The following is a 17,761-nucleotide window of genomic DNA, read 5'->3' as shown; positions in this document are numbered from 1 at the left end:
CGACAGCACCGCCCCTTCCCGTCGACCATGACCGCCGGTCGACGGGAAGGGGCGGACGCGCCGTTCGCCCGGGCCGTCGCGCCCGGCTGTCCGGCTGTCCGGCTGTCCGGCTGTCGGCGGGGCCTGGCAGGGTGGCGGTCATGACCGAACCGACCGCACCGCCCCTGAACTTCGCCCAGCCGTGGGCCGCCGCCGAGGGGCGCGGGACGCCGCCGCTGGTCGGCGACGAACGCGAGATCCTCACCTCCTACCTGGACTTCCACCGGGAGACCTTCGCGCTGAAGTGCGCGGGCGTCCCGGTGGAGCGGCTGTCCGAGCGGCTGGTGCCGCCGTCCGGGCTGAGCCTGCACGGGCTGGTCCGGCACCTCGCCGGGGTCGAGCAGTGGTGGCTGGAGATCCAGTTCGCCGGCGACGAGTCCCGGCCGCAGCTGTACTACTCGGACGACGACCCGGAGCAGGACTTCGAGCGGCTCGACGGCGACTTCGCCGCGGACCTGGCGGTCTGGCGCTCCCAGGTCGAGCGCTCCCGCCGGATCGTCGCCGAGGCCCCCTCGCTGGACGCCACCGGTGTCCACAAGGCCAGCGGGCAGCCGGTCGCGCTGCGCCGCGTCCTGGTGCACCTGCTCGCCGAGTACGCCCGCCACAACGGCCACGCCGACCTGCTGCGCGAGCGCGTCGACGGCGCGACGGGGTACTGACGGGGCACTGACGGTACCGCTGGGCACCGACCGCACGGCCGGGTTCCGGGCGGGGGTTGTAACCTGGTGGGGTGCTCCTTCTCGTCAGCCGCCGCCACGTGGACCTGTGCCGCGTGATCAGCATGTCCTGTCGACGCTCAGGCTGACCTCGTCCTCCAGACCCCCGCCCCGCCCTCCGCCATCGCGGCCCGCGCGGGCACCCGCCTCCCCCGGCCCGTCCGGCGCGACCCGCCGCCCCCGCCGGGGCTCGTTCACCGCGGACGCACACCCATGACGCTGCAGCACCCCACCTCCCTCCCCGTCATCGACCTGTCGCTCGCCGACGGCGGCCCCGCCGACCGTGCCCGGCTGCACCGCGAGCTGCGCGACGCCGCGACCGGCGTCGGCTTCTTCCAGCTCGTCGGGCACGGCGTGACGGCCGCCGAGACGGCCGCCCTGACTTCGGCGATGCGGGCGTTCTTCGCCCTCCCGGAGGCCGACCGGCTGGCCGTCAGCAACCTCAACTCGCCGCACTTCCGGGGCTACACCCGCACCGGCGACGAGCGCACCGGCGGCAGCCGGGACTGGCGCGACCAGCTCGACATCGGCACCGAGCTGCCCCCGCACGTGCCCGCCCCGGGCGAGCCCGCGTACTGGTGGCTGGAGGGGCCCAACCAGTGGCCCGCCGCCCTGCCGGAGCTGCGCGACGCCGCCCTGCACTGGATCGACCGCCTGGACGGGGTGGGCCACCGCCTGCTGCACGCGCTGCTGGCCTCGATCGGCGCCCGCCCGGACTTCTACGACGACGCCTTCGCCCCGCACCCGCACCTGCACCTCAAGCTGGTCCGCTACCCGGGCACCGCCCCGGACGGCGCCCCGCAGGGCGTCGGCACCCACAAGGACTACGGCTTCATCACGCTGCTCCTCCAGGACACCGTCGGCGGCCTCCAGGTCGAGCGCCCGGACGGGAGCTTCCTCGACGTGCCGCCGCTGGAGGGCGCCTTCGTGGTCAACCTCGGCGAACTCCTGGAGGTCGCCACCGACGGCTACCTGCGCGCCACCTCGCACCGGGTGGTCTCGCCGCCCGCCGCCCGCGAGCGCTTCTCCGTCCCGTTCTTCTACAACCCCCGCCTGGACGCCCACATCGCCCCGCTCGACTTCCCGCACGCCCACCACGCCCCGGGCGTCACCGAGGACCCCGCCAACCCCCTGCACGCCGACTTCGGCTTCAACGAACTGAAGGGCTACGCCCGCGCCCACCCGGCGGTCACCCGCCGCCACCACGCCGACCTGCTCCCGACGGGCTGATCTGCGACGTTCGCTGTCCGACCGGCCGGGTAGGCTCCCCGCCCTATCAACGGGGAGGGGCGGGATGATCGCGTACGACGCGTACGACCACTGGTTCCGGATGGACGTCGAGGTGACCGGCACGGCCAAGGGCCGGGCGAAGCTGGCGGAGGCGCTGGAGGCCCACGGCTGGGTGGTGACGGTGCTGGACGAGGACGGGCCGCGCCGGGCCCGTTGGCTCGTCGAGGCGGGCGTGACGGGTTCGCGGGCAGGTGCGGCCCTGGCGGCACGCCTGACCCTGGGCAGGCTGGCGGGCCGCAGTCCGGCCGAGGTCGATCTGCGACTGCAGGAACCGATCGTCCACCAGGAGCCGCCGCGCGGACGCTACTTCGTCCAGCGGCCGGTGGGGTGGCCCACCCGGTTCGGCCCGCTGGCAGCCCGGACCAGGCTGTACGACACCGGCCGGGAGGTGTTCCTGCCGCCCGGCCCGGACATTCGCGCCCGGGCCGAGGCCGAGGCCGTCCGGGCCCTTCCCGGTGTCGCACTGCCACCGGCGGACGGCCTGCCGCGGCCGGTCGGCGCCGAACTGGACCGGCCCGGCCGGACCGGGGCACCGGTGCTGCCGGGCCGGGTGGCGGTTCCGCTGGCGAGCGGCCTGCTGATCCTGGCCCTGCTGACCGGGCTGCTGCTCGGCGGGCTGCACCTCGGCGTCCCGGCCTGGGTCGTGGGGCTGGTGGTCGCCGCGCTGAGCGGTGCGACGACCGGCGCGGTGGTCGTCCACTCGGCCCACTGGGCGGCCGGGCCCCGGCACAGCCCGGTGGTGGCGTGCGCGGTCGGTGCGGTCGTGGCCGTGGTCCTCGCGGCGGCGACGGCCCTCGCCGCCGGGGCGTCGCCGAAACTGTGGCCCGCAGCCCTGGCCACGATCGGCATCCTGCTCTGCGGCAACGGCCTGCGACTGCTGCTGCGCGGTCTGAGCTGGCAGGCGACCGCCGCCTGGCTGGTGCCCGCCCTGCTGCCGATCCTGCTGGTCGGGCTGCCCGGGTTCGGTTTCTCGCTGCACGCCTTCTACCTGGACGGGTTCGGGCTGAACCGGGAGGACGCGCAGGTCCCCGCCATCTGGCAGGTGATCGCCGACGGCAAGGCGCTGGTGGTGGTGGCCGGCCCGCTGGTGGCGGTGTCCCTGCTCGGCTACGCCCGCCACCTGCACGCCTTCCGGACCTTCGGCGGGCTGGCGGTCGCCTCGGCGCTCCTGTTCGTCGCCTTCTCCGGGGCCCTCGCACTGTACCGGTCGCAGATCATCGTCCCCGCCTCGCGTGCTGCCGCCACCGCCCAGCAGCAGGCCCGGGACGGCCGGCAGCCCGCCCCGTACTTCGGCATCGCCGCGCGCCGGGTCTGCCTGCGCGCGGTCGGCGAGGGCGGCTGGGACGGGGCCGCGCCGGTCGCCGACCACCCGTACCTGGTGTTCCCGGCCGCTGGGGACTGGGCCGCCTTGTGGGACGTCCGGACCGGCGACACCGTGAACGTGAAGCGCGAGCAGTACCGGATCAGCGACTCGACGGCGCCGAGCTGCTGACGGGCCCGTCCTGGTGCGACGGTGGCGGCCGGTGTCACACTGCTGGTGTCACAGTGGTGCTGGTGCGAGGGCTGGGGTGCGATGGGTGGCGCGGGGCCGCGGTTCACGGTGGACGAGTTGGCGGCGCGGGCCGGGGTGACGGTGCGGACGCTGCGGTTCTACGGGGCCAAGGGGCTGCTGCCGCCGCCGGAGCTGGGGCCGCGCCGGGTGGGGCTGTACGGGGCCGAGCACCTGGGGCGGCTGGAGCTGATCGAGGAGTTGCAGCGGCAGGGGCTGACGCTGGCCGCGATCGAGCGCTACCTGGCGGAGATGCCGCAGGACATCGGCGCGTTGGACCTGGCGATCCACCGGGCACTGGTGGCGTCCTGGACGCCGGAGTCGGCGGAGGAGGCGAGCCGCGCGCAGTTGGAGCGGCGGACCGGGCGGGCGCTGTCGGACGCCGACCTGGACCGGCTGGCGGCGATGGGCGCGCTGCACCGCACCGAGGACCCGGAGGTGTTCAAGGTCGAGCCGGGCCTGCTGCCGCTGGGCGTGCGGGTGCTGGACGTGCCGATCCCGCTGGAGACCCTGGTGGCGGCACGCGCGGTGGTGCGGCTGCACAGCCGGGCCACCGCGCACGACCTGCACCGGCTGTTCCGGGACACGGTGTGGCGCCCGTACCGGGAGAGCGGCCCGGAGCCGGCCGAGCTGGAGCGGATGAAGGAGCTGACCGACCGCATCCAGCCGATGGTGGTGCAGGCGCTGGTCACGGCCTTCCAGCGCTCGCTGGCGGAGGAGCTGGCCCGCCCCCGGGAGGAGGCGGGCCCGGAGGGTCAGTCCGCGTAGCGGCCGCCGCTCTCGGCGAGGGCGACCAGCGAGGCGGGCGGGGCGAAGCGCTCGCCGTAGGCGGCGGCGAGTTCGCGGGCCCGGGCGGTGAAGCCGGCCGGGCCGCCGGGGTAGCCGTTGACGTACTGCAGGACGCCGCCGGTCCAGGCGGGGAAGCCGATGCCCAGGATCGAGCCGATGTTGGCGTCGGCGACCGAGGTGAGCACGTGCTCGTCGAGGCAGCGGATCGAGTCGATCGCCTCGGCGAACAGCATCCGCTCCTTCATGTCCTCGAACGGGATCTCCGCGCCCTCCCGGACGAAGTGCTCGCGCAGGCCGGGCCAGAGCCGGGTGCGCCGCCCGTTCTCGTACTCGTAGAAGCCGGCGCCGCCGCTGCGGCCGGGGCGGTCGAACTCGTCGAGCATCCGGTCCATCACCACCTCGCCGGGGTGGACGGTCCAGCTGCCGCCGGACTCCTCGACGGCGCGCCGGGTCTCGTTGCGGATCTTGCGGGGCAGGGTGAGGGTCAGCTCGTCCAGCAGCGAGAGCACCTTGGCGGGGTAGCCGGCCTGGGCGGCGGCCTGCTCGACGGAGGACGGGTCGAGGCCCTCGCCGATCATCGCGACGCCCTCGTTGAGGAACTGGCCGATCACCCGGGAGGTGAAGAAGCCGCGGGAGTCGTTGACCACGATCGGGGTCTTGCGGATCTGCCGGACCAGGTCGAAGGCGCGGGCCAGTGCCTCGTCGCCGGTCTGCGGGCCGCGGATGATCTCGACCAGCGGCATCTTGTCGACCGGCGAGAAGAAGTGCAGGCCGATGAAGTCGACCGGCCGGTCCACGCCCTCGGCGAGCAGGCCGATCGGGAGGGTGGAGGTGTTGGAGCAGAGCAGCGCGTCGGGGGCGACCAGGTGCTGGATCTCCTGGAACACCTTGTGCTTGAGCTCGGGGTTCTCGAAGACCGCCTCGATCACGGTGTCGCAGCCGGCCAGCGCGGCCGGGTCGGCGGTGGGGGTGATCCGGGCCAGGAACGCCTCGCGCTCCTCGGCGGTCGTCCGGCCGCGCGCCACCTGCTTGTCCAGCAGGCCCGCGCTGTACGCCTTCCCGCGGTCGGCGGCCTCCTGGGTGACGTCCTTGAGCAGGACGTCCAGGCCCGCCTTGGCGCAGGAGTACGCGATGCCCGCGCCCATCATGCCCGCGCCCAGCACGGCGACCTTGGCGGCCTTCCGGGCGGGCACCGAACTCGGGCGGGAGGCACCGGAGTTGACGGCCTGCATGTCGAAGAAGAACGCCTGGATCATGTTCTTCGAGGTGGGCCCGCAGGCGAGTTCGACGAAGTACCTGGCCTCGATCGCGAACGCGGTGTCCACGTCGACCTGGGTGCTCTCCACGGCCGCCGCCAGGATGTTGCGCGGCGCCGGGTAGGGCGCGCCGTTCAGCTGCTTGCGCAGGTTGGCGGGGAAGGCCGGCAGGTTGGCGGCGAGCGCGGGGGTGCTGGGCGTGCCGCCGGGAATCCGGTAGCCCTTGGCGTCCCAGGGCTGGGCGGCGGTCGGGTTCGCTGCGATGAAGGCGCGCGCCTTGGCGGCCATCTCCTCGTCGGTGGCGGCGAGTTCGTGCACCAGGCCGTGTTCCAGGGCCTGCGCCGGGCGGTACTGCTGCCCCTGCAGGAGCACCTTGAGCAGGGCGTCGGTGATGCCGAGCATCCGGACGGTGCGGACCACGCCGCCGCCGCCGGGCAGCAGGCCGAGGGTGACCTCGGGCAGGCCGATCTTGCTGCCGGGGGCGTCCAGGGCGATCCGGTGGTGGCAGGCGAGGGCGATCTCCAGGCCGCCGCCGAGCGCGGCGCCGTTGATCGCGGCGACCACCGGCCGGCCGAGGGTCTCCAGGCGGCGCAGCGCGCGCTTGATCCGCATCGAGTTGGCGAACACCTGCTCGGCGTCGTCCGGTCCGACGGTGGAGAGGAGTTTGAGGTCGCCGCCCGCGAAGAAGGTCTTCTTCGCGGAGGTGATCACGACGCCGGTCACCTCCGCGGTGGCGGCGAGCCGTTCGACGGTCGCCTCCAGCGCGTCGGTGAAGGCGGCGTTCATGGTGTTGGCGGACTGGGCGGGGTCGTCGAGGACGAGGGTGACCACGCCGTCCTGGTCCTGCTCCCAGCGGATGGGGCTGCTCACGTCGGTCATGTCTGTGAAGTCCTTGGGTGAGTACGTGAGTTGACGGGTGGTCAGGCGCTGATGCGTTCGATCACGGTGGCGATGCCCATGCCGCCGCCGACGCACAGGGTGGCCAGGCCGTAGCGCAGGTCGCGGCGCTCCAGTTCGTCGATCAGGGTGCCGATCAGCATCGCGCCGGTCGCGCCGAGCGGGTGGCCGAGCGCGATCGCGCCGCCGTTGACGTTCACCTGGTCGTGGCGGAAGCCGAGTTCGCGCATGAAGCGGAGCGCGACGGCGGCGAACGCCTCGTTGATCTCGACCAGGTCGATGTCGGCGGCGGTCAGCCCGGCCTTGGCGAGGGCCTTGCGGGTGGCGGGGGCCGGGCCGGTGAGCATGATGGTGGGCTCGGAGCCGGAGACCGCGGCGGAGACGATCCGGGCCCGCGGGGTGAGGCCGTGGCGCTCGCCGATCTCCTTCGAGCCGATCGCGACCAGCGCGGCGCCGTCCACGATGCCGGAGGAGTTGCCCGCGTGGTGGACGTGGTCGATGGACTCCACCCAGTGGTACTTCTGCAGCGCGACGGCGTCGAAGCCGCCGAGCTCGCCGATGTCGGCGAAGGACGGCTTGAGGCCGGCCAGCGTCTCGACGGTGGTGCCGGGGCGGATGAACTCGTCGCGGCCGAGCACCACCAGGCCGTTGCGGTCGCGCACCGGCACCACCGAGCGGTCGAACAGGCCGTCGGCCTGCGCCTTGGCGGCCCGGGCCTGCGACTCGGCGGCGAACGCGTCCACGTCGGTGCGGCTCAGGCCCTCGACGGTGGCGATCAGGTCGGCGCCGATGCCCTGCGGGACGAAGCCGGTCTCGTACGCGGTCATCGGGTCGGCGAACCAGGCGCCGCCGTCCGAGCCCATCCTCACCCGGGACATCGACTCGACGCCGCCCGCCAGGATCAGGTCCTCCCAGCCCGAACGGACCTTCGCCGCGGCCAGGTTGACGGCCTCCAGGCCGGACGCGCAGAAGCGGTTCTCCTGCACGCCCGCGACGGTGTCGGGCAGCCCGGCGGCGATCGCCGCGACCCGGGCGATGTCCGAGCCCTGGTCGCCGATCGGGCTGACCACGCCGAGCACGATGTCGTCGATCGCGGCCGGGTCCAGGGTCGGGAACCGGCGGCGCAGCTCGTGGATCAGGCCGACCACCAGGTCGATCGGCTTGGTGCCGTGCAGGGAGCCGGTCTGCTTGCCGCGTCCGCGCGGGGTGCGGATCGCGTCGTAGACGTACGCTTCGGTGGTCACGGTGGAGATGCCTTTCGGGCGAAGGGTGCGGGCGAGCTTCGGGGGGGTGCGGGCTTCGGGCGGGCGGGCCTCAGGCGAGCAGGGAGCGGCCGATGATCTCCTTCATGATCTCGGTGGTGCCGCCGTAGATGGTCTGGACGCGCCCGTCGGTGAACGCCCGGGCGACCGCGCTGTCGCTCATGTAGCCGGAGCCGCCGTGCAGCTGCAGGCAGCGGTCGGCGGTGCGCTTCTGCAGTTCGGTGGCCCACCACTTGGCCATCGAGGCGTCCACCGGGGTCAGCGCGTACTTGTTGTGCTCGGTCACGCAGCGGTCCACGAAGGCCCGGGTGACGGCGCACTCGGTGGCGAGTTCGGCGATCTCGAAGCGGACGTGCTGGAGCTTGGCGAGCGGGCGGCCGAACGCGGTGCGCTGCTTGACGTACCCGGTGGTCTCCTCGACCAGGAACTCGGCGGCGGCGATCGCGGCGACCGCGATGGCCAGCCGCTCCTGGGCCAGGTTGCGCATCAGGTACAGGAAGCCCTGGTGCTCCTCGCCGAGCAGGTTGGCCTTCGGCACCCGGACGTCCTGGAAGAACAGCTCGGCGGTGTCCTGGGCCTTCTGGCCGATCTTGTCGAGGTTGCGGCCGCGTTCGAAGCCCGGCATGCCGCGCTCCACCACCAGCAGGCTCAGGCCGTGCGCGCCGCCCTCGGCGGTGGTCCTCGCCACCACCACGACCAGGTCGGCGAGGATGCCGTTGGAGATGAAGGTCTTGGCGCCGTTCAGCAGGTAGTGGTCGCCGGCGTCGACGGCGGTGGTGCGGATCGCCTGCAGGTCGGAGCCGGTGTCGGGCTCGGTCATCGCGATGGCGCCGATCAGCTCGCCGGAGCAGAAGCCGGGCAGCCAGCGCTCCTTCTGCTCCTCGTTCGCCAGGCCGGTCAGGTAGGGGCCGATGATGTCGTTGTGCAGGCCGATCGCCAGGCCGCTGGCCCCGGCCCGGACGAACTCCTCGGCCAGCACCGCGGCGAACCGGAAGTCGGGCGCGCCGCCGCCGCCGTACCGCTCGTCCACGGCGATGCCGAGCAGGCCGGCCTTTCCGGCGGCCGACCAGGCGGAGCGGTCGACCACGCCCTGCTGCTCCCAGCGGGCGTGGTGCGGGGTGACCTCCTTGGCGAGGAAGGCCCGGACGGTCTCGCGGAAGTCCTCGTGTTCCTCGGTGTAGAGCTCGCGCTGCAACGGACGTCCCTTCGGGAGACGGGCGGGAAGACGGGTGGGGTCAGGAGGCGGGTGGGGTCAGGAGGCGGGCGGGGCCAGGGCCGGGACGGCCCAGTCGCGGGCCACCTCGGCGGTGTGCGCGCCCGGGGCGGGCGGCGGGGTGCGCAGGGCGGCGGGGGTGGCGGAGAAGCGGGGCGCGGTGCCGGGCTGCGGGGTGCCGTGCCGGACGGTGTAGCTGCCGCGGGCGGTCAGGTGCGGGTGCCCGGCGGCCTGGCGGAGCGTCAGGACGGGGGCGACGCAGGCGTCGTGGGGGGTGAACAGCTCGGTCCACTCGTCCCGGGTGCGGGTGGCGAAGCGGGCGGCGATCCGTTCGCGCAGTTCGGGCCAGCGCGCCAGGTCGTACTGGTCGGGGGCGTCCGCGCCGAGGTCCAGCAGGCGGGCGAACTCGGCGTAGAACTGCGGCTCCAGCGGGCCGACGGCCATCCACTGCCCGTCGGAGGTGGCGAAGGTGCCGTACCAGGGGGCGCCGCCGTCGAGCAGGTTGGCGCCCCGGCGGTCCTGCCAGAGGCCGGCGCCGAGCAGGCCCCAGAGCAGGGTGGAGAGGTGGGCGGCGCCGTCGACGATCGCGGCGTCCACCACCTGGCCGGCGCCGGTGGCGCGGGCGTGGTGCAGGGCGGCGAGCAGGCCGACCACCAGGTAGAGCGAGCCGCCCGCGTAGTCGCCCAGCAGGTTCGCCGGGATCGCCGGGGGCCCGTCCGGCGGGCCGATCAGGCCGAGCAGGCCGGAGGTCGCCAGGTAGGTGATGTCGTGCCCGGCCCGCGGGGCGAGCGGGCCGTCCTGTCCCCAGCCGGTCATCCGGCCGTAGACCAGGGCCGGGTTGCGGGCCAGGCAGTCCGCGGGTCCGACGCCCAGCCGCTCGGCCACGCCCGGGCGGTAGCCCTCGATCAACAGGTCGGCGCGGGCGGCGAGTTCGAGGACCAGGCCGGGGCCCTCGGCGGACTTGAGGTCGACCAGGACGGAGCGCTTGTTCCGGTTCGTCAGGTCCTGCTCCGGGGCCGGTCCCAGGGTCTGTCCGCCGGGGCGGTCGACCCGCACCACGTCCGCCCCCAGGTCGGCGAGCAGCATGGCGGCGAACGGGCCGGGTCCGATGCCCGCGAGTTCCAGGACCCGGACGCCCGCGAGCGGGCCGGTCGGGCGGCTGGCGGGGGCGTCGGCGGGCGGGGTTGGTGCGGGGGTCGTCATCGACCGTCTCCCAGGGTTTGACAGTGGAGCTGTCACAGTGGCGATGATAGGCACGTGACCCGCCGGTAACAAGGGGCCCGCGCGGGTGTTCGCCCCGGGCCCGTCGGGTGCCCGGACGGGCGTGCGCGATCATGGGACGGAGAACCGCCGACCCGAGGGGGGACCCGACCGTGCACGACCTCGACGCTTCCGCTCCCGACGGCCCCGGGGGGCCGGACGACTCCGTGCTGGACGACCCGGTGGCGGCCTCGCTCGCCGGGGCGCACGCGCACCTGGCCCGGCGGCACGGGGACGCGGTGCGCTACGACCCCGAGGTGTCGACCTTCTGCGCGGTGACCGGGGGTCCGGGGGCCGGGGGCCCGGCCGCCGGGGCCTGGGACGACCTGGTGGGGCTGCTCGGCGCCGACGCCTTCGCCGACCTGTTCAGCTGCCCGGCGCTGCCGCCCGCCCACTGGGAGCCCGAATTCACCCTGGACGGCTTCCAGTTGGTGCAGCGGGAGACCGTCCGCCCGGCGCTGCGCGCGGGAGCCGAGCTGGTCGAGCTGGGCCCGGCCGACGTCCCGGAGATGCTGGACCTGGTGGAGCGGACCAGGCCCGGCCCGTTCCGCGGGCGCACCCGGGAGTTCGGCACCTACCTGGGGGTGCGCGAGGGCGGGGCGCTGGTGGCGATGGCCGGGGAGCGGCTGCGCCCGCCCGGCTTCACCGAGGTGTCGGCGGTCTGCACCGCGCCCGAGGCCCGCGGGCGGGGCCACGCCGCCCACCTGGTGGGCGAGGTCGCGGCCCGGATCACCGCCCGCGGCGAGCGCCCGTTCCTGCACGTCGCGGCGGGCAACCCGGCGCTCGCGCTGTACCGGCGGCTCGGGTTCGAGGTCCGCCGCGCGGTGGTCTTCCGGGGCTTCCGCACGCCCTGAGCGCCACCGGGCGGGCCACCGCGGCGCACCTCGCCGCTGTGGCGCACCTCACCGCTGCGCGGCGGCCCGGCGGGGTAGCGATCATGGGAGTGTCCACCATCCGCCCCGTCCGCCCCGTCCGCCCCGTCCGAGGAGTTCCCGTGCCCGCCGAGCCGACGCCCGCCCCGCCCGCGCCCGAGGGCGGGGTCGAGCACCTGGACGTCCTGATCGTCGGGGCCGGGGTGTCCGGCATCGGCGCCGCCCGCTACCTGGCCGCCGAACTGCCGCACAAGCGGTTCGCCGTGCTGGAGGCACGGGCGGACTGCGGCGGCACCTGGGACCTGTTCCGCTACCCGGGCGTCCGCTCCGACTCCGACCTGTACACCTTCGGCTACGCGTTCAAGCCGTGGCGGCACCGGGAGTCGCTCGCCGACGGCGGGCAGATCCTCGCCTACCTGCGGGAGACCGTCGAGGAGCACGGCCTGCGCGAGCGCGTCCGCTGCCACCGCCGGGTGGTCGGCGCGTCCTGGTCGAGCGCCGAGGCCCGCTGGACGGTCGAGGTCGAGCACACCGACACCGGCGGGCGCTCCACCCTGACCTGCGGCTGGCTGTTCGGCGCGACCGGCTACTACCGCTACGACCGGGGCCACACCCCGGAGTTCGCGGGCCGGGAGCGCTACACCGGCACCGTCGTGCACCCGCAGCACTGGCCCGCCGACCTCGACCACACCGGCCGGCGGGTCCTGGTGATCGGCAGCGGCGCCACCGCCGTCACCCTGGTGCCCGCGCTGGCGGACCGCGCCGCGCACGTGACGATGCTGCAGCGCACCCCCACGTACGTGATGCCGGTGCCGCGCCGCGACGCCGCCGCCGAACTGCTGCGCCGCCTGTTCGGCGAGGAGCGCGGCCACGCGCTGGCCCGGCGCAAGAACATCGCCCGGCAGCGGCTGATCTGGTCGTTCTGCCGCCGGTACCCGGGGGCGGCGCGCCGCCTGATCCGCCGGGTCAACTCCCGCCTGCTGCCGGCCGGCTACCCGGTCGACGAGCACTTCGCCCCGCCGTACGACCCGTGGGAGCAGCGGCTGTGCGCCGTCCCCGACGGCGACCTGTTCCGGGCCCTGCGGGAGGGCCGGGCCTCGGTCGCCACCGACCGGGTCCGCAGCTTCACCGAGCGCGGCGTGCTGCTGGAGTCCGGCCGGGAGGTCGAGGCCGACCTGGTGGTGACCGCGACCGGGCTGGAGCTCCAACTGTTCGGCGGCGTCCGGCTGCTGGTGGACGGCGAGCCGGTGGACGTGGCCGGCGCGGTCGCCTTCAAGGGCGTGATGCTCTCCGGCGTGCCCAACTTCGCGTACGCGATCGGCTACACCAACGCCTCCTGGACGCTGAAGGTCGACCTGCTCGGCGCGCACCTCTGCCGGCTGCTGGCCCACATGGACCGGCACGGGCAGCGGATCTGCCGCCCCGAGGTCGCCGACCCGGCGATGCCCGTCCGGCCGCTCCTGGACTTCGCGGCGGGCTACGTCCGGCGGGCCGTCGACGTGCTGCCCCGGCAGGGCGACCGGGGGCCGTGGCGGGGCTCGGCCGGGTACCGGGAGGACGTCCGGCTGCTCGCCGTCGACCGGGTCACCGACCCCGAACTGCACTTCTCCCCCGGCGCCGTCCCGGTGCCCGCCCGGGTCGGGTGATCTTCTCGCCGCGGCGGACCGGCGGGTAGAGTGCGGCGATCTGTCGTGCCCACGGGGGGCACCGCCGAAACGAACACCGGTGACCGCATGACCGTCCGGACCCGCCCCGCCCTGTGGTGGCGCTGCGCCATCGTCCTCTCCGCGTTCCTGGGGATCTTCACCAGCAACAGTTCGCTGGTGTACTTCACCATCCAGAGCAACGTGATCGTGCTCGGCTACTTCCTGGGGGCCGCGTACTGGATGCTGAAGCGGAACACCGTCGACGCCCCGGCCCCGCGCCTGCGCGGCGCCGCCGTGCTGTACATCACCATCACCGGCATCGTCGCGCACGTGCTGCTCAACCACGGCGAGAACCCGCTGCCCGGCCTGGTCTCCGGCCCGGACCGGCTGCAGCACTGGTCGAGCTTCTTCCTGCACTACACCACCCCGCTGATGGTGCTCGCGGACTGGCTGCTGCTCGCCCCCCGCAACGCCTCCCGCTGGCGCGACCTGCCGCTGTGGCTGTCCTTCCCGCTGGGCTACGCCTTCCTCACCGAGGGCCGCGCCGTCCTCTTCCCGGACTTCCCGGTCCGCTACCCCTACTTCTTCCTCGACCCCGGCGAGCACGGCTACGGCTGGGTCGGCCTCCAGATGGTCCAGCTCACCGTCGAGTTCGTCGCCCTCGGCGCCCTGGTCATCGGCCTCGACCGCCTCGGCACCAGGCTCCGCCGCACCCCGGCCCCGACCCCGGACGCCGCCTGACGCCGCCCGGCGCCGGGCGGCGGCGCCGTCAGCGGGTGGAGCCCATGGTGCGGGAGACCCGGGCGGCGGTGGCGGCGACGACGGGGCCGAGTTCGCGGACCCGGGCGGCGGTGATCCGGGAGGTGAGGGCGGAGGTGGAGATCGCGCCGATCACGGTGTTGTTGTGGTCGAAGACGGGGGCGGCGATGCAGCGGACCTCGGGTTCGTTCTCGCGGTCGTCGACGGCGTAGCCGCGGGTGCGGATGCGGGTGAGTTCGGTGCGCAGCGCGGCGGCCGAGGTGAGGGTGCGGGTGGTGATCGCGGGGAGGCCGTCGGCGACGACGGTGGCGAAGGCGTCCTCGGGGAGCCAGGCGAGCATGGCCTTGCCGACGGCGGTGCAGTACATCGGGGCGCGGCTGCCGATCCGGGAGGCCATCCGGACGGCGGTCTCGTTCTCGACCTTGTCGACGTAGACCACGTACGGGGCGTCGGGGACGCACAGGTGGACGGTGCCGCCGACCTCGCGCATCAGCTGGTGGGCCTCCTCGGAGGCGGCGGTGCGCAGGTCGAGGGTGGCGAGGTAGGCCTGGCCGAGGCGGAGCGCGCCGGGGCCGAGCCGGTAGTGGCCGGTGTCGCGGTCGCGGGCGAGCAGTTGGGCGTCGACCAGCGGGGCGGCCAGCCGGAGCACGGTGGACTTGGACATCTCCAGTCCGTCGGCGAGCGCGGTGAGGCTGAGGTCGGTGCCGGCCGCCGCGTGGTCGCGGACGTGTTCGAGCACGGCGAGGGCGCGGCGCAGCGACGCGGACTGGTTGCGTTCCGGCCGTTCGGCGGGCGTCCGGCTGTCGGCGGCGGTGCTGGTCATGGGGTGTGACGCTACGGGTCGGACCCGGCCGGTGCCAGTTCCGCAGCACATCGTTTTGCATTGCACAACTTTTACCTTCTGCTCTTGTCGGCGTGCCCGGCGGCTTTCTAACGTCCCGCTACACACCGATCCCCCACTGCATGTGCCGGTCTGTCCCGGCTTGTGCAGGTGCGTCCCGCTGCGGCGAGGAGATGAGTTGAGCATGAAGAAGCCGGCCCGTGGTGTTGTCGTTGCGGCCCTTGCCGTGCTGGCCGGCACCTTGGCCACGGCCTGTGCGCCGGGTACCGCGAAGACGACCGCCTCGGCGGACAAGCAGACCGGCACCGTGAAGGTGTGGCTGTACGACGAGGCGAACCGGGCGCCGAAGGAGCAGGTGGTGGCGCAGGCCGTCGCCGACTTCAAGGCGAAGCACGCGGGCGTGGACGTCCAGGTCTCGTACATCCCGACCGACGCGGGCCCGCGCGCCGAGAAGATGAAGGGCGCGTTCAACGACCCGTCCTCCGCGCCGGACGTGGTGGAGTTCGGCAACACCGACCTGTTCGGCTACACCGCCTCGGGCGGCCTGGCCGACATCACCTCCGACCTGGCGAGCTGGGAGGACGGCAAGGACCTGCCGCAGGACCTGAAGGACACCGCGGTGGTGGACGGCAAGACCTACGGTCTGCCGTGGTGGCTGGGCGTGCGGGCGCTGTACTACCGCACCGACGTGTTCACCGAGCTGGGCCTGCAGGCGCCGACCAGCTACGCGGAGCTGAAGTCGGCGGCGGAGAAGGTCCGTTCGGCGCACGGCGACCTGCTGGGCATCGCGGTCGGCGGCAAGTACACCTTCGGCGCGCTGCCGTTCGTCTGGGCGAACGGCGGCGACCTGGCCGCGAAGGGCGGGGCCGGGTACGCCTCCTCGCTCGACTCGGCGGCGTCGCAGGCGGGCGTGAAGGCGTACACCGACCTGTTCTCGGACGGGATCTGCCCGGCCCAGCAGTGCGCGGACCTGACCGGCGGCAAGACCGTCGAGGCGTTCGCGGCGGGCAAGGCCGGCATGGCGATCCTGCCGAACTCCTCGCGCAGCGCGGTGGAGGCGGGCGCGGCGAAGGGCAAGTACGCGATCGTGCCGCTGCCGGGCGCGAGCGCCGGGCAGATCGCCCCGGCGTTCTCCGGCGGCAACGACCTGGGCGTCATGAAGTCCACCCAGCACCGCGGTCTGGCCGCCGACTTCATCAAGGAACTCGCCTCGAAGAAGAACCAGTTGGCGCTGTTCGACGCGATGGGAAACCTGCCGACGCTGTCCTCGGCGCAGGCCGAGGTGACGCAGAAGCAGCCCTGGCTGAAGCCGTTCACCGACACCATCGCGGCGGGCACGAAGTTCGTGCCGAAGGACGCCGCCTGGGCCAAGATCGACGCCCAGGCCGTGGTCCCGACGATGCTGCAGAAGGTGATCACCGGAAAGGCCGATGTCGCGGCCGCGAGCAAGGAGGCGGCCACCGCGATGAACGCCGCCTTCAGCGGTAAGTAAGCGGCCGAGAAGCCGTCAACTCGCTAGAAGAGACCGGAAGTTGTCGATGCCTGCCACGACCGTCACCGCCCGGGCGGACCACGGGGACTCCCCGGTCCGCCCGGCGGGCGGCGCCCCCGCGAAGGGCCGCCGCCGCCCCGGGCCACTGGCCCGGGTTCCCGCCCCGCTGTGGCTGCTGCTGCCCGCCGCGCTGGTGCTGATCCCGCTGTTCGGCTATCCGCTGTACCAGCTGGGCCTGCTCTCGGTGCTGAAGTTCGGCCAGCCGCAGGCGTCCGGCGGGGTGCCCACCGAGTTCCTCGGCCTGGCCAACTACACCGACGTGCTGGGCGACGCCCAGTTCTGGTCGGTGCTCGGCCAGACCCTGGCCTTCGCCGCCTTCTGCGTGGTCGCCACCCTGGTGGCCGGCGCGGTCTGCGCGGTCCTGCTGACCCGGGTCGGCAGGGGGCCGCGGCTGATGCTGATGTTCGGCGCGCTCGGCGCCTGGGCGGCGCCCGCGATGACCGGCTCCACGGTCTGGATGTTCCTGCTGGACACCAACACCGGCCTGGTCAACGAACTGCTCGGCACCCAGGGCCACAACTGGATGTACGACAAGTGGTCGGCCTTCGCGATGGTCGCCGTGGTCGTGGTCTGGCACAGCTTCCCGTTCGTGATGATCACCCTCTACGCGGGCATCCAGGCCATCCCCGACTCCGTCCTGGAGGCCGCCCGCCTGGACGGCGCCGGCACCGCCACGGTCTTCCGCCGGATCATGCTGCCGATGCTCCGGCCGCTGCTGGTGATCGTCGTCATCCAGTCGATCATCTGGGACTTCAAGGTCTTCACCCAGATCTACGTGATGACCGGCGGCGGCGGCATCGCCGGCCAGAACCTGGTCCTCAACGTCTACGCCTACCAGAAGGCCTTCGTCGCCGAGAACTACAGCCTCGGCGCGGCGATCGGCGTCCTGATGACGCTGATCCTGCTGGCCGTCACCGCCGTGTACATCCGTACCCTGCGCCGCTCCGGGGAGGAACTGTGATCATCGGCAAGCGTGACAGCCGGGTGCTCCGGCAGGGTGCGAACACCGTTGCCGTGGTGCTGGCCCTGCTCACCGTGTTCCCGCTGTACTGGATGGTGCTGTCGGCGCTGAAGCCGAAGGGCGAGATCACTTCGGCGCACCCGCGGCCGTGGACGTTCGCGCCGACGCTGGAGAACTTCCGGAACGCGCTGGGGGTGTCCGGGTTCGGGCGGTACTTCGTGAACAGCCTGCTGGTGGCGGTGGTCGTGGTGGTGCTGTCCGCCGCGGTCGCGTTCCTGGCGGCGGTGGCGCTGTCCCGGTTCAGGTTCCGGTTCCGGACCACGATCCTGATCATGTTCCTGGTGGCGCAGATGGTGCCGGTCGAGGCGCTGACCATCCCGCTGTTCTTCCTGGTCCGGGACGTCGGCACGGTCGCGCCCGCCTTCGGCCTGTCCTCGCTGGGCTCGCTGATGCTGGTGAACCTGGCGTTCTCGCTGCCGTTCGCGGTGTGGATGCTGCGCGGTTTCGTCGCGGCCGTCCCGGAGTCGCTGGAGGAGGCGGCCCGGATCGACGGGGCGAGCCGGTTCACCGTCCTGTGGCGGATCCTGTTCCCGCTGGTCGCCCCGGGCCTGGCGGCGACCAGCGTGTTCTCCTTCATCACGGCGTGGAACGACTTCGTCTTCGCCAAGACGCTGATCCTGGACACCGACCACCAGACGCTCCCCGCGGCGCTGATGGTGTTCTTCAAGCCGGACGAGAACGACTGGGGCGGCATCATGGCCGCCTCCACCCTGATGACCGTGCCGGTGCTGGTCTTCTTCGTGCTGGTCCAGCGCCACATGGTGTCCGGCCTGGGCGGCGCGGTGAAGGACTGACGGGC

16 protein-coding genes are annotated in these 17,761 nt (G+C 73.6%); 11 read left to right on the top strand and 5 right to left on the bottom strand.

What is annotated here, in order from left to right; translation table 11 throughout:
• Positions 1-140: 140 nt before the first annotated feature.
• From ACIQBJ_RS18670 to ACIQBJ_RS18650, 5 genes are all read left to right on the top strand, one after another.
• Positions 141-698, top strand: a complete 558-nt coding sequence (locus tag ACIQBJ_RS18670) for a DinB family protein (RefSeq protein WP_400710981.1) — start codon at positions 141-143, stop codon at positions 696-698.
• A gap of 71 nt (positions 699-769) precedes the next feature.
• On the top strand, positions 770-844 hold the full coding sequence (locus ACIQBJ_RS18665; protein ID WP_399171238.1) for a putative leader peptide: 75 nt from the start codon (positions 770-772) through the stop codon (positions 842-844).
• Positions 845-968: 124 nt separating this feature from the next.
• Positions 969-1,985, top strand: a complete 1,017-nt coding sequence (locus ACIQBJ_RS18660; RefSeq protein WP_400710978.1) for an isopenicillin N synthase family dioxygenase — start codon at positions 969-971, stop codon at positions 1,983-1,985.
• 64 nt (positions 1,986-2,049) lie between these two features.
• Positions 2,050-3,537, top strand: a complete 1,488-nt coding sequence (locus ACIQBJ_RS18655; RefSeq protein WP_400710975.1) for a hypothetical protein — start codon at positions 2,050-2,052, stop codon at positions 3,535-3,537.
• 81 nt (positions 3,538-3,618) lie between these two features.
• Positions 3,619-4,362, top strand: a complete 744-nt coding sequence (locus ACIQBJ_RS18650) for a MerR family transcriptional regulator (RefSeq protein ID WP_400711382.1) — start codon at positions 3,619-3,621, stop codon at positions 4,360-4,362.
• On the opposite strand, the gene ACIQBJ_RS18645 is transcribed toward ACIQBJ_RS18650, so the two are convergent.
• From ACIQBJ_RS18645 to ACIQBJ_RS18630, 4 genes are all read right to left on the bottom strand, one after another.
• Positions 4,350-6,518 carry a 3-hydroxyacyl-CoA dehydrogenase NAD-binding domain-containing protein gene (locus ACIQBJ_RS18645; protein WP_400710972.1) on the bottom strand — a complete coding sequence of 723 codons (2,169 nt, stop codon included), beginning with the start codon at positions 6,516-6,518 and terminating at the stop codon, positions 4,350-4,352. The genes ACIQBJ_RS18650 and ACIQBJ_RS18645 overlap by 13 nt on opposite strands.
• Before the next feature lie 41 nt (positions 6,519-6,559).
• Complete coding sequence (locus ACIQBJ_RS18640) at positions 6,560-7,780, bottom strand: acetyl-CoA C-acetyltransferase (protein WP_400710969.1); 1,221 nt, start codon at positions 7,778-7,780, stop codon at positions 6,560-6,562.
• A 70-nt stretch (positions 7,781-7,850) separates the two neighbouring features.
• Positions 7,851-8,993, bottom strand: a complete 1,143-nt coding sequence (locus tag ACIQBJ_RS18635; RefSeq protein ID WP_400710966.1) for an acyl-CoA dehydrogenase family protein — start codon at positions 8,991-8,993, stop codon at positions 7,851-7,853.
• 57 nt (positions 8,994-9,050) lie between these two features.
• The gene (locus ACIQBJ_RS18630) at positions 9,051-10,214 is read right to left on the bottom strand and encodes a CaiB/BaiF CoA transferase family protein (protein WP_400710963.1); all 1,164 of its coding nucleotides are present in this window, start codon (positions 10,212-10,214) and stop codon (positions 9,051-9,053) included.
• A 170-nt stretch (positions 10,215-10,384) separates the two neighbouring features.
• On the opposite strand from ACIQBJ_RS18630, the gene ACIQBJ_RS18625 reads away from it, so the two are divergent.
• From ACIQBJ_RS18625 to ACIQBJ_RS18615, 3 genes are all read left to right on the top strand, one after another.
• A complete protein-coding gene (locus tag ACIQBJ_RS18625; protein ID WP_400710960.1) occupies positions 10,385-11,125 on the top strand; it encodes a GNAT family N-acetyltransferase in 741 nt (246 codons plus the stop codon).
• A gap of 83 nt (positions 11,126-11,208) precedes the next feature.
• Entirely contained in the window at positions 11,209-12,789 is a 1,581-nt protein-coding gene (locus ACIQBJ_RS18620) for a flavin-containing monooxygenase (RefSeq protein WP_400710957.1), read from the top strand.
• Between the two features lie 87 nt (positions 12,790-12,876).
• Complete coding sequence (locus tag ACIQBJ_RS18615) at positions 12,877-13,530, top strand: Pr6Pr family membrane protein (RefSeq protein WP_400710954.1); 654 nt, start codon at positions 12,877-12,879, stop codon at positions 13,528-13,530.
• Between the two features lie 28 nt (positions 13,531-13,558).
• Here the strand turns inward: ACIQBJ_RS18615 and ACIQBJ_RS18610 are convergent, their stop codons facing one another.
• Entirely contained in the window at positions 13,559-14,371 is an 813-nt protein-coding gene (locus tag ACIQBJ_RS18610) for an IclR family transcriptional regulator (RefSeq protein WP_400710949.1), read from the bottom strand.
• Positions 14,372-14,573: 202 nt separating this feature from the next.
• On the opposite strand from ACIQBJ_RS18610, the gene ACIQBJ_RS18605 reads away from it, so the two are divergent.
• Genes ACIQBJ_RS18605 through ACIQBJ_RS18595 form a run of 3 tightly spaced genes read left to right on the top strand, consistent with a single transcriptional unit; the run spans position 14,574 to position 17,756 of the window.
• Positions 14,574-15,881 carry an extracellular solute-binding protein gene (locus ACIQBJ_RS18605; protein ID WP_400711379.1) on the top strand — a complete coding sequence of 436 codons (1,308 nt, stop codon included), beginning with the start codon at positions 14,574-14,576 and terminating at the stop codon, positions 15,879-15,881.
• A gap of 46 nt (positions 15,882-15,927) precedes the next feature.
• Positions 15,928-16,902, top strand: a complete 975-nt coding sequence (locus tag ACIQBJ_RS18600) for a carbohydrate ABC transporter permease (protein ID WP_400710946.1) — start codon at positions 15,928-15,930, stop codon at positions 16,900-16,902.
• The gene (locus ACIQBJ_RS18595) at positions 16,899-17,756 is read left to right on the top strand and encodes a carbohydrate ABC transporter permease (RefSeq protein WP_400710943.1); all 858 of its coding nucleotides are present in this window, start codon (positions 16,899-16,901) and stop codon (positions 17,754-17,756) included. The genes ACIQBJ_RS18600 and ACIQBJ_RS18595 overlap by 4 nt, the downstream gene beginning before the upstream one ends.
• Positions 17,757-17,761 lie beyond the last annotated feature (5 nt).

The organism is Kitasatospora sp. NPDC088391, assembly GCF_044753345.1.
In the GTDB taxonomy this organism is placed as follows: Bacteria; Actinomycetota; Actinomycetes; order Streptomycetales; family Streptomycetaceae; genus Kitasatospora.
This window is presented reverse-complemented; position numbering and strand designations above follow the sequence as displayed.